The 12625-nt window shown below is 61.9% G+C and carries 9 protein-coding genes; 8 read left to right on the top strand and 1 reads right to left on the bottom strand.

Annotated elements, in window-relative coordinates:
* Positions 1–47 precede the first annotated feature (47 nt).
* Positions 48–653, top strand: coding sequence for a Crp/Fnr family transcriptional regulator (locus ACYVGC_RS13140; RefSeq protein WP_460584289.1), 606 nt, complete (start codon positions 48–50; stop codon positions 651–653).
* Positions 654–715: 62 nt separating this feature from the next.
* Here ACYVGC_RS13140 and cobA read toward each other — a convergent pair whose 3' ends face one another.
* Positions 716–1450 carry a uroporphyrinogen-III C-methyltransferase gene (cobA, locus tag ACYVGC_RS13135; RefSeq protein ID WP_460584288.1) on the bottom strand — a complete coding sequence of 245 codons (735 nt, stop codon included), beginning with the start codon at positions 1448–1450 and terminating at the stop codon, positions 716–718.
* Between the two features lie 330 nt (positions 1451–1780).
* Here cobA and nirB point away from each other — a divergent pair, with 330 nt between their 5' ends.
* From nirB to ACYVGC_RS13100, 7 genes are all read left to right on the top strand, one after another.
* Positions 1781–4288, top strand: coding sequence for a nitrite reductase large subunit (gene nirB / locus ACYVGC_RS13130; RefSeq protein WP_460584287.1), 2508 nt, complete (start codon positions 1781–1783; stop codon positions 4286–4288).
* Between the two features lie 47 nt (positions 4289–4335).
* Entirely contained in the window at positions 4336–4686 is a 351-nt protein-coding gene (nirD, locus tag ACYVGC_RS13125; protein WP_460584286.1) for a nitrite reductase (NAD(P)H) small subunit family protein, read from the top strand.
* Positions 4687–4785: 99 nt separating this feature from the next.
* Positions 4786–6099, top strand: coding sequence for an MFS transporter (locus tag ACYVGC_RS13120; RefSeq protein WP_460584285.1), 1314 nt, complete (start codon positions 4786–4788; stop codon positions 6097–6099).
* 138 nt (positions 6100–6237) lie between these two features.
* Complete coding sequence (locus ACYVGC_RS13115) at positions 6238–9774, top strand: molybdopterin-dependent oxidoreductase (protein WP_460584284.1); 3537 nt, start codon at positions 6238–6240, stop codon at positions 9772–9774.
* Positions 9775–9907: 133 nt separating this feature from the next.
* Complete coding sequence (locus ACYVGC_RS13110) at positions 9908–11401, top strand: rubredoxin (protein ID WP_460584283.1); 1494 nt, start codon at positions 9908–9910, stop codon at positions 11399–11401.
* A gap of 81 nt (positions 11402–11482) precedes the next feature.
* On the top strand, positions 11483–12169 hold the full coding sequence (locus ACYVGC_RS13105; RefSeq protein ID WP_460584282.1) for a precorrin-2 dehydrogenase/sirohydrochlorin ferrochelatase family protein: 687 nt from the start codon (positions 11483–11485) through the stop codon (positions 12167–12169).
* A 46-nt stretch (positions 12170–12215) separates the two neighbouring features.
* Positions 12216–12530, top strand: a complete 315-nt coding sequence (locus tag ACYVGC_RS13100; protein ID WP_460584281.1) for a hypothetical protein — start codon at positions 12216–12218, stop codon at positions 12528–12530.
* The last annotated feature ends 95 nt before the right edge of the window (positions 12531–12625 follow it).

The following is a 12625-nucleotide window of genomic DNA, read 5'->3' as shown; positions in this document are numbered from 1 at the left end:
ATTTGCTAGTATTGCCGCGGGCCGGCGCTTTCGCCGGCTCCCCGCTTATGCTCCTCTCCCCGGCTTCCGCGCCCCACGCCGCGCTGGCGCACAGCCTCCAAGCGTTTGCCGACCTCTCGGCGGCCGACCTGCGCCTGGCCGAAGGCTGCTGGACGCCCCGGCGCATCGCCAAAAACGAGTTTTTCAACTTCCGCAACTCCGTTTGCCAGCACGTGGCTTTTATCGCAAGCGGCTTATTCAGAGTATATTATGTGAATACCGATGCCCAGGAGCACGACATCTTCTTCGTGCCGGAGGGCTTTTTCCTTACCTCCCTCAAAAGCCTGGTAACCCAGGAGACCTGCCCCTACTACATCGCGGCGCTCGAAGACGCGGAGCTGCTGGTTATCAGCCTCGACCAGCTGCACCGGCTCTATGCGCAGTCGCACAGCTGGGAGCGGTTTGGCCGGCGGCTGGCCGAGCAATACCTGGTGCTGCACCAGGCCAAGGCCGAGTCGCTGCTGTTCCAAACGGCCGAGCAGCGCTACCTGGCCCTGCTGGCGCAGTTTCCGGGCATTACCAACCGCGTGTCGCTGGGCCACATCGCCTCGTACCTGGGCATTAAAGGGCCGTCGCTCAGCCGCATTCGGGCGCAGCTTGGGCGGGTGGTGTAACACGGAGTGGTACTCCGTTTCCGCGTGGGCAATGCAAGGCAGAAATGGAGTGCCACTCCGTTTTACACCGCCCGCCCAAGCCCCACCACTTCGCCGATGAAGATGATGGCCGGATACGTAATGCCCGCCGCCGCCACCAGCGCGGGCAAATCGGCCACCCGGCCGCACACCGACTTACGGTGGGGCAACGAGGCGTGCATGACCACGGCGGCGGGCGTGTGGCCGCGGCCCTCCTGGCAATACGTCTCGGCGATGTGAGCTAATTTTTTGATACCCATGTAGATAACCACCGTCGAGTTGCTTTGCATAGCCAAGCGCAGGTCGGCCGAGAGCGAACCGTCCTTCTTGGTACCCGTGAGCACCCAAAAGCCCTCGCTCACCACCCGGTGCGTAAGCGGAATATCTTCAAAGCCAACGGCTTGCATACTCGAAATACCAGGCACGTAGTGCGCCGCAATGCCGTGGCTGCGCGCAAAGAGCATTTCCTCAAAGCCCCGGCCAAAGATGAACGGGTCGCCACCCTTCAGGCGCACTACCCGCCCGTACGAAAAAGCCTTTTCCAGAATCAACTCGTGAATGACTTCCTGGGGCGTGTACTCGCCGTAGGGCTTTTTACCCACGTAAATACACTCGCTGGCGGCGGGGGCCAGGGCCAATAACTCCTGGTTAGCGAGGTTATCATAGAGCACCACATCGGCCGTTTGCAGAATGCGGTACGCCTTGAGCGTCAGCAGCTCCGGGTCGCCGGGGCCGGCACCTACTACATACAGTTCGGGAATGACGGGTGGGCGAGCCATGCAGGTTAAGTGGGGTAAGCGGGACCATTGCGTAGTGGCTAGCCCTATTGCTAATGGGCAAAGCGAGCTACCAGCGCAAGATACCAGCAAGCAGACCCATAATTTGATAGGGTATTTTCTAAAAAACGTAATTTATTTTTCTAAAGTACCTATTGAAAATAGGTCATTTTTGTTTAAATTTGCTAAACAAGCTATTAAACACCTTCTAACGAAAGGTCATTTCGGAAAATTCTTTATTTCTGGGAGTTAACTGCTTTTGTTGCTCATCCTCCCCCTCCCCCACCCGCCGCCTTCGCCATTTTCATTCGTACCACCACCTAACTGGTTAGTATGGCACCGCAGCACACTCCCACCGTCGTCGTTATCGGCAACGGCATGGTCGGCTACAAATTTTGCGAGAAGCTCCTCGCCAAATCGACCGCTTTTAACCTCATTGTATTTGGCGAAGAGCCCCGCGTGGCCTACGACCGCGTGCACCTGAGCGAGTATTTCGGCGGCAAAACCGCCGACGACCTGCTCATGGCCCCCACGCAGTGGTACCACGACAACGGCATTACGCTGCACCTGGGCGACGCGGTGCAGGAAATCGACCGGGCCAGCCAAACCGTGCATTCGCGCAGCGGCCTGCTGCAACCCTATGACTACCTGGTGCTTGCCACCGGTTCATCGGCCTTCGTGCCCGACATTCCGGGCGTGGAGAAAGCCGGCGTAATGGTGTACCGTACTATCGAGGACCTGGAGGAAATAAAGGCCGCGGCGGCCACCTCCCGCGTGGGGGCCGTGCTGGGAGGCGGCCTGCTGGGCCTGGAGGCCGCCAAGGCCCTGCTCGACCTGGGCGTGGAGCAAACCCACGTCATCGAATTTGCCCCGCGCCTGATGCCCAGGCAGATAGATACGGCCGGCAGCGCCATGCTGCAAAGTAAGCTGGAGGCGCTGGGCCTGCAAATTCACCTCAGCAAGGCCACCGCCAGCATCGGCGGCGAGGGCCGGATTGATGCGCTGCACTTTGGCGACGGCTCCATCTTGCCAGTGGATATGCTGGTGATTTCGGCCGGCATCCGGCCCCGCGATGAGCTGGCCAAGCTGGCCGGCCTGGAGGTGGGCCTGCGCGGCGGCATCGTGGTGAACGACACCATGCAAACCAGCGATTCGCGCATTTTTGCCATCGGCGAGTGCGCGCTGCACGGCGGCATGATTTACGGCCTCGTGGCCCCTGGTTACGACATGGCCGAGGTAGTAGTCAGCCAGTTGCAGCGGGGCGCGCGGGCCTTCACGGGCTACGACATGAGCAGCAAGCTCAAGCTCATTGGGGTGGACGTGGCCAGCTTCGGCGACCCGTTTATTGCCGAGCCGCACAGCCGCAGCATCGTGTACGAGGATGCCCACAACGGCGTGTACAAGCGCATCAACATCAGCCCCGATGGCAAGCTGCTGCTCGGCGGCGTGCTCATCGGCGACGCCGAGGCGTACAACATGCTGCTGCAAACCGTCAACAACAAAATCGCCTTACCGCCTCACCCAGAAGACCTTATCCTGGGGGCGCGCGGCGGCGAGGGCGCGGCCGAAGGCGCGGGCGTGATGAACCTGCCCGACGAGGCGCTGGTCTGCTCGTGCGAGGCCGTGACCAAAGGCATGATTTGCGACGCCGTGACCACGCTGGGCGCCACCAGCGTGGACGCCATGAAGAAGTGCAATAAGGCCGGCACCGGTTGCGGCGGCTGCGTGCCCATGCTCAAGGACCTCATCAACGGCACGCTCACGGCGCAGGGCGCGTACATCAAAAACGTGCTGTGCGAGCACTTCGACTACTCGCGCCAGGAGCTGTTTGACTTGCTGAAAATCAACGATATCCGTACCTACGACGTGGCCCTCAACCAGTTTGGCACCGGCGACGGCTGCGAAACCTGCAAGCCGGCCGTCGGCAGCATTTTGGCGGGTTTGTGGAATGACCTGATTGTCAAGCAGAACGTTATTCAGGACACCAACGACCGCTACCTGGCCAACATTCAGAAGGGCGGCTCCTACTCGGTGATGCCGCGCATGGCGGGCGGCGAGGTGTCGCCGCAGCAGCTGATGACCATCGGCCGTATCGCGGAGAAGTACAATCTGTACACCAAGATTACCGGCGGCCAGCGCATCGACATGTTTGGGGCGCACGTGGGCGACCTGCCCGACATTTGGGAGGAGCTGATTGCGGCCGGCTTCGAGAGCGGACACGCCTACGGCAAAAGCCTGCGCACCGTAAAAAGCTGCGTGGGCAGCACCTGGTGCCGCTACGGCCTGCACGACAGCGTGACGTTTGCCATCGAAATCGAGAACCGCTACAAGGGCATTCGGTCGCCCCACAAAATGAAGAGCGGCGTGAGCGGCTGCGTGCGCGAATGCGCTGAGGCCCAGGCCAAAGACTTCGGCGTAATCGCCACCGAAAAGGGCTGGAACCTCTACGTGTGCGGCAACGGCGGGGCCAAGCCCCAGCACGCCCAGCTGCTGGCCGGCGACCTCGACAAGGAAACCCTGCTCAAGTACTTGGACCGCTTCCTGATGTTCTACATCAAGACCGCCGACCCGCTGATGCGTACCGCCACCTGGCTCAACAAGCTGGACGGCGGCATGGCCTACCTCCGCAACGTGGTCATCAACGACAGCCTCGGCATCTGCGCCGACCTGGAGGCCGAAATCGAGCTGCTCATTAAAAATTACCATTGCGAGTGGAAAGAAGTGGTGGAAAATCCCGAGCTGCGCAAGCAGTTCACCCACTTCGTGAACGCGCCCAAGGTGAACGACCCCACGATGGAGTTTGCCGAGCTGCGCGGGCAAAAAATGTCCAAGGCGTGGTAAAGCAGTAGCGCAAGCAGTCTAGCTATCATTCGGTCAATCAACTCATTATGGAAACTCAAGTAGAAGTTACCTGGCTACCCGTGTGCCAGGCCACCGATATTCCGGCCGATGGCGGGGCCTGCGCCTTGGTGGAGGGCGAGCAGGTGGCCATCTTCAATTTTGCGCGGCGCGGCGAGTGGTACGCCACCCAAAACCTGTGCCCCCACAAGCAGCAAATGGCCCTCTCGCGGGGCATGATTGGCAGCGTCGGCGAGGCCTGCGAGCCCAAGGTGGCCTGCCCGTTTCACAAGCGCACATTTTCGCTGCTGACGGGCGAGTGCTTGAACGGCGACGAGTGCGCTATTCAAACCTATCCCATTAAGGTAGAGCATAATGTCGTGTACATCGGCTGGGCTTAGGCTAGTAGCGTGGACTCTGTGAGTCCGCGCGTTGCACTGTTCAACATCACCCTACGCGCGGACTCACGGAGTCCACGCTACACCCTAACCCAATAGCTTATGGACACTACGCTTACCCCTCAGCAGCCGCTGGCCAAGCTCAATATCTTTGCCGCTGCGGGCGTGCAGATGCGCACGTTTCACCTCACATGGCTCACGTTTTTCTTCTGCTTTTTCGGGTGGTTTGGCATTGCGCCGCTCATGCCGCTGGTGCGCGAGCAGCTGCACCTCGATAAGGGGCAGGTGGGCAACATTGTCATTGCCTCGGTGTCGGCCACCATTTTGGCGCGGCTGCTCATGGGCAAGCTCTGCGACACCATTGGGCCGCGCCTGGCTTATACCTGGCTGCTGGTGATAGGCGCCATTCCGGTGATGACTATCGGCCTGAGCCACAGCTACGAAAGCTTTCTGCTGTTTCGGCTGGCCATTGGTATCATCGGGGCCTCGTTCGTGATTACGCAGTTCCACACCTCCATGATGTTTGCGCCCAACGTGGTGGGCACCGCCAATGCCGTGGCCGGTGGCTGGGGCAACCTCGGCGGCGGCATCGCCAACATGGTAATGCCGCTGGTGGCGGCCGGCTTCGTGGCCCTGGGCTTCGCTACCAAGGCCGATTCGTGGCGCTATGCTATGGTGGTGCCCGGCGTGCTGCTGCTGGTAATGGCCGTGCTCTACTACAAGTACACCGAGGACACGCCCCGCGGCAACTACGCCGCCATCCGGCGCGAGGCGGCGGCCAAGCCCAAGGGCACCTTTTTGCTGGCCCTGCGCGACTACCGCACCTGGCTGCTGGCGCTGGCCTACGGCGCGTGCTTCGGCATCGAAATCACGATTGACAACGTGGCCGCCGTGTATTTTGTGGACCACTACGGCGCCTCGCTGGTGACGGCGGGCCTGCTAGCCGGCACCTTTGGCTTCATGAACATTTTTGCCCGCGCCCTGGGCGGCATCGTGAGCGACCGCACCGGCCGCAGCTATGGCATGCAGGGCAAGTGGCTGTTGCTGAGCGCTATGCTGGTACTCGAAGGCATCGGCATCGGCTTCTTCTCGTTGGCCCCGAGCCTGGCGCTGGCCATCACGGCCATGCTGGGCTTCGCGCTGTTCCTCAAAATGGCCAACGGCTGCACCTACTCCATCGTGCCCTTCGTGAACCGCCAGGCCATTGGCAGCGTGAGCGGCATTGTGGGCGCGGGCGGCAACCTGGGAGCCATGCTGGTGGGCTTCCTCTTCAAGTCGAAGGACATCAGCTACAGCACGGCTTTTCTCTACATCGGCATGGGCGTGGCGGCCGTGGGCGGCCTGGTACTGCTGGTGCGCCTGCTGGCCAAGGAGTCGGTAGCCGAGGCGCCGGAGGTACCGCTGGCGCTGGCGTAGGGTCGAATTAAGAATTAAGAATGAGGAATTAAAAGCGGGCCTTGCGGCAGTCTGAAGCACCATGAGCCTTGAGCCTTGATTCCAGCCTTCGACCAATAATTCTTCATTCCTCATTCCTCATTCTTAATTACCCTCCCCATGTCCACGAAAGCCCCCGCCCTACCCTCTATTTGCTGTTACTGCGGGGTAGGCTGCGGGGTATTAGTAGAGCCGCTGAAAAACGGGGACGTGGCCGTAACCGGCAACCCCGACTACCCCGTGAACCGCGGCGCGCTGTGCAGCAAGGGCCTGAACCTCCAGTACACCGTGAACGACCGCAGCGACCGGCTGCTGTACCCGCAGATGCGCTACAGCAAGAGCCGGCCCTTGCAGCGCGTGAGCTGGGACGAAGCCTTGCAGCGCACGGCCGCCGTTTTCCAGACCTTTATTGAGCAATACGGGCCCGACTCGGTGGCCTTTTATGCCTCGGGCCAATGCCTCACCGAGGAGTATTACGTCATCAATAAGCTCATGAAGGGCTTTATTGGCAGCAACAACATAGACACCAACTCGCGCCTCTGCATGAGCAGCGCGGTGGTGGGCTACAAAATGGCGCTGGGCGAAGACAGCGTGCCCGTGTGCTACGACGACATCGAGCTGGCCGACTGTTTTCTGGTGGCGGGGGCCAACCCGGCCTGGTGCCACCCCATTCTGTGGCGGCGCGTGGAAGCCCGCAAGGTCGCGCACCCGGCCACCAAAATCATCGTCATCGACCCCCGCGCCACCGATTCGTGCGCGGTAGCCGACCTGCACTTGCAGCTCATTCCCGGCACCGACGTGGTGCTGAACCAGGCCATCGGCCGCGCCCTCATCGAGGCCGGCGACGTGGACCTGGCCTTCGTTACGCAACACGTGGCGGGCTACGAGGCCTACCAAGCCAGCGTGTTTGAGCGCACCCTGGCCGAGTCGGCGCAGCTGTGCGGGGTATCGGAGGCCGATATTCGGCTGGCCGCCAGCTACATCGGGGCGGCCAAGGGCTTCCTGTCGATGTGGACGATGGGGCTGAACCAGAGCGCCGTGGGGGTCGATAAAAACCTGAGTCTGCTCAACCTGAGCCTCATTACGGGCCAGATTGGCCGGCCCGGCGCGGGGCCGCTCTCGCTCACGGGCCAGCCCAACGCCATGGGCGGGCGCGAGGTAGGCGGCCTGGCTAACCTGCTGCCCGCCCACCGCAACCTGGCCAACCCCGCCCACCGGGCCGAGGTGCAGCAGTTTTGGGGCAGCGGCCCGCTGGCCGCCACCCCCGGCTACACGGCCACCGAAATGTTTGAGGCCCTGGAGGCTGGCCGCCTCAAAGCCATCTGGATTATCTGCACCAACCCGCTCACCAGCTTGCCCAACGTGCGCCAGGCGGAGGCCGCCCTCGCCAAGGCCAAATTCGTGGTGGTGCAGGACATCAGCAATAAGCCCGAAACGCTGGCCTACGCCGACGTTGTTTTGCCCGCCGCCGCCTGGGCCGAAAAGGAAGGCACCATGACCAACTCGGAGCGCCGCATCAGCCACTTGGCCAAGGTGGTGCCCGCGCCCGGCGAGGCCCTGCCCGATGCCGAAATCATCTGCCGCTTTGCGCAGGCCATGGGCTTTCCGGGCTTCGACTTTGCCAATGCCGAGGCCATTTACCAGGAGCACACGCGCCTCACGGCCGGCACCAGCATCGATATCTCGGGCCTGAATTACAGCATCTTGCGAGCACGCGGCTCTGTGCAGTGGCCCTACCGCGCCGGGCACGCCGCGCCCGAAACTCCGCGCCTGTTCACCGACCAAACGTTTTACACGCCCAGCGGCCGGGCCCAGCTGCACGCCGTGCAGCCGGCCTTCCGCAGCGAAGCGCCCGATGCCGATTTCCCGTTCATCCTCACCACCGGCCGCATCCGCGACCAGTGGCACACGATGACCAAAACGGGCAAGGTGAGCAAGCTCAACCAACACTTGCCGCAGGCGTTTCTGGAGCTGCACCCGCACGATGCCGCCGCGCTCGGCGTGGCCGAGGGCGACCTCGTAACCATCACCTCGCGCCGGGGCACGGTGCGGGTGGCGGCGCGGCGCACGGCGGGCATTCGGCCGGGCGTGGTATTTCTGCCCATTCACTGGGGCAAAATCCTGGGCTCCGACCTCAACCGGGCCAACAACGTCACCTCCGGCGCGCTCGACCCGGTTTCGAAGGAGCCCGATTTTAAGTTTTGCGCGGTGCAGGTGGCTAAGTATAAGAAGCCCCGGCAGCGCATCGTCATCATCGGGGCGGGGGCCGGCGCGCACGGCTTCGTAAGGTCGTATCGCGAACTCAATCAGGACGATAGCATCACCATCTTCAGCAAGGAAGACGCGCCCTTCTACAACCGCGTGATGCTGCCCGACTACATTAGCGGCCACCAAAGCTGGGAGCAGCTGGTGAAAATGTCGGACGCGGAGGAACCCGCCCACGGCATTGACCTGCGGCGTGGTCTGAGCGTGGAAACCATTAACCCAACCGAGAAATACGTGGTCGATGCGCAAGGCCAGCGTACTGATTACGACGTGCTTATCCTAGCCACGGGCAGCCGGGCGGCGGTGCCGCGCGGCGTGCCCGCGCTGCCCGGCATCTTCACGATGCGCAGCCGCACCGACGCCGACGACTTCAAGCACCACCTGCCGCCCCAGGCCCACGTGGTGATAGCGGGCGGCGGCCTGCTGGGCCTCGAAATGGCGGCCTCCCTGCGCGAAGTGGGCGTGAAAGTCTCCATTATTCAGCGCATTTCGCGGTTTCTGGACCGGCAGCTCGACCAGCTCGGCAGCCAGCTTTTGCAGGACGAAATGGTGGACCAGGGCTGCGACCTCTACTTCAACGACGAGGTGGAGCTGTACTACGGCCGCGCCCGCCTAACCGGCGTGGGCCTCAAAAGCGGCCGCCGCATCAAGTGCGACGCCCTGCTCCTGGCCATCGGCACCACGCCCAACCTGGAGCTGGCCCGCGACGGCGGCCTCACCTGCCGGCGCGGCGTGGTCGTGAACGAGCGCCTCCAAACCAGCGACCCCAGCATCTTCGCCCTCGGCGAAATCGCGGAGTTTGGGGGCGTGCTCTACGGCATTACGGCGGCGGCCGAGCAGCAGGCGGCCGTGGTGGCCCGCTACCTCAGCGGCGACGTGGGCAGCTTCTACGCGGGCAGCACGTTCATGAACATCATCAAAATCCACGGCTTCGACCTGTGCAGCATCGGCCTGCCCGAGTGCCCCAATACCGTTGATTACGAAGAGATTGTGTTCACCGATAAGGCCCAGCGCTACTACAAGAAGTGCATCATTCACCAGGACCGGCTGGTGGGGGCCATCCTCATCGGCAACAAAAACGAGTTTGCGGAATATCGCGCCCTGATTGCCAACAAAACCGAGCTCGGGGCCAAGCGCTTGCAGCTGCTGCGCAGCGGCAGCCCGGTCGCGCCCGTGCTGGGGGCCCTGGTGTGCAGCTGCAACGGCGTGGGCGCCGACAACCTGCGCCAGGCCATCGGCGCGGGCTGCCACTCGCTCAGACAGCTGTGCGCCACCACCGGCGCGGGCACCGGCTGCGGCTCGTGCCGCCCGGAAATACAACGGATTTTACAGTTAGCAAGTATCAGTCATCAATTATCAATGGATGAGCTGGTTAGCAATGAGGCTGTTTAGAAAGCCGCCTGAACGTCATGCTGAGCTTGCCGAAGCATCTCGCTCGCATCGTTCGGGTAAACACAACGATGCGGGCGAGATGCTTCGGCAAGCTCAGCATGACGTTCAGGCGATAACTGATGACTGCTAACTGATGACTGACTTAAAAAACGCCGTTAAAATCAACCTACCCGGCGGCATTGCCTCGGCCGGCGACTTGCTCACCATCCTCGAAGCGGCCCAGCAGGCCGGAGTAGAGCACGTGCAGATTGGTACCCGCCAGCAGCTGCTGTTAGAGGTGGCTACGGAGCAGCGGCGCGGCCTGCTGCAAGCGCTGGCGAAAGCCGGCATCGGGTGCGAAGTCGATGCCGACCAGCACCCCAATATCAGCAGTTCCTACGTGGTGGAGGACGTGTTTCACACCACCACCTGGCTGCGCGAGGGCGTGTATAAGGACCTACTGGACCTGTTTGATTTTCAGCCCCGGCTGAAAATCAACCTCATCGACCGCCACCAGACGTTCGCGCCCTTCTTCACGGGCAACCTCAATTTCATCACTTCCGACACCCCCAACTACTGGTACCTCTACCTGCGCTTTCCCAAGGCCAATGCGCTCTACTGCTGGCCGGGGCTGGTGTATTCGGAGGATATTCCGGGCCTGAGCCGCGCCATAGAACAGGCTGTTTTCGCAAATAAGGATGAGTTTTACGACCAGCCGGCCGCTGATGGCGCACTGCTGCACAGCCTCATCGGTACCAATCATAGCTTTGTCTTTCAGCCGATTACGGCCCCGCTCACGCTTCCGCAGTTTACCCTGCCCTACTACGAGGGCTTCAACCGGTACGGCAGCAAGCTCTGGCTGGGCATTTACCGGCGCGACGAGCGGTTTGCGGTAGCTTTCCTGAAGGAGGTATGTCAGATTTGCCTGGCCACGCGTCTCGGCCAGCTCTGCACTACTCCCTGGAAATCACTCATTATCAAGGGTATTGAGCTAAGCGACCGCCCGCACTGGGATGCCGTGCTGCGCCGCCACCGCATCAACGTGCGCCACGCCGCCAACGAGCTCAACTGGCAGGTGGAAGACCTCTGCCCCTACGGCTTGGCCCTGAAGCACGAGCTGGTGCGCCACTTCAACGAGGAAGACATTCGTACCTATCAGCTGTGCTTTGCCATCAAAACCCGGCCCAAAACCGGCCTGTTTGGCTCCGTCGTGGTGCGCTGCCACTTCGACAGCATCACCCAAACCGGCCTGTACGCCGAGCAATTCGAGCTGCTGCACACCCGCGATTTCAACCCCAACAGCAAGGATTTCATCAGCTTCCGCAAAAAGGTGAGCCGCGAAAACCTGCCCTGGTACCTCACCCAGCTCTGCGACCAGTTTTACGAGCAGCAAGCGGCCACCAGCCCGCCCACGGCCCCGCTCAACGAGCCCGCGCCCAGCGGCCCCGAGCCCGGCCAGCCGCCCCTCTACCAGTGCCAGCGCTGCCGCACCGTGTACGACGAGGCCTACGGCGACGCCGCCCAACACATTGCGCCCGGCGTACCGTTTGCCGAGTTGGCCGCGTATCATTGCCCCACCTGCGACGCGCCCAAGAAGGCATTCGTGGCCGTTAGCTCGCCGCATTTTTACGCCGCAGTCGGCAGCTAAAAGCACTGCGCGCTGTCCTAGCCAGTGACAATGCCCACCAGCAATTGTTCCTTGCTCACTGTTCATTGCTCATTACCAAAGATGCCTGCCCAAAACCCCCTTTTTCCCGCCTTTCTCAAGCTCGAAAACCTGCGCGTATTGCTGGTGGGTGGCGGCAACGTGGGCCTCGAAAAGCTCACCGCCATCCTGCGCAGCAGCCCCGAAACGGCCGTTACCATCGTCAGCCTCAGCTTTTTGCCCGAGCTGCGCGCCGTAGCCGTCCGGCACCAGCGCCTGCGCCTGGTAGAGCGCGGCTGGCTCGAAACCGACCTCGACGCCGCTGATATCGTCTTTGCCGCCACCGACGACCCGGCCCTGCACCGCCGCATCAAGGCCGCCGCCCGCACCCGCCGCCTGCTCGTGAACGTGGCCGATACGCCCGACCTCTGCGATTTCTACCTCTCTTCGGTGGTACAAAAGGGCCAGCTCAAAGTCGCCATCTCCACCAACGGCAAGTCGCCCACCGTGGCCAAGCGCGTGCGCGCCATGCTGGAAGAAGCCCTGCCCGAGGAGTTGGACGAAGTGCTTCAGCAGATGACTGTTATTCGCGGCAAGGTAGCCGGCGACTTCGCTGCTAAGGTAAAGGCCCTCAACGCCGTAACGGCCGGGCTGGCCGGCGGCAAGGGGTATGAGGCGCCTGCCACCAAGCGCTGGCGGCGTGTGGCCGTGGGGTCATTGCTGTCCGTGGGCGCGCTACTAGCGGGGCGGCTGCTTCGGCGGCCAGAGTAGTAAGTGTCGCTGCCCTCTGTTGTCTTTAGAATTCGTAACTTCCCCTATGAAAGAAGTAACCGTGCTGTTGCCCGACTCAGTAGAGCTTAGCGCGCAGGAAATCCAAGCGCTGATTTTAGAGAAAGTGGCTACTGATAAGCCTTTTGCACCGGCTAGCACCTTCGAATTAACGATGTTATTAGGTCGGCCCGTATTGGCTGAGGAACTGGCCGACTTGCGTCACCTTATTGGCTTGTACTACGCGGAGCGCGCCGCCGACTTGTTTGATGCTGAGTGGACTAAAAACCGTTGGACCGCCGCAACTATGCAAGACTGGTTGCATGAACATATGCGTACTGCGCACGGCCGGCCCGGTGCATGAGAATTGTGCTGGATACCATGAGGTGGTCGGGTGCAAATGGACACCGAGCTAAGGTAGGTTGAAAAGGTAGTGAAGTTCGATTTCGAGCGGGGTGC

This window comes from Hymenobacter arcticus, from assembly GCF_054779975.1.
The sequence above is the reverse complement of the archived record's forward strand: the minus strand, read 5'-3'. Positions and strand labels throughout refer to the sequence as shown.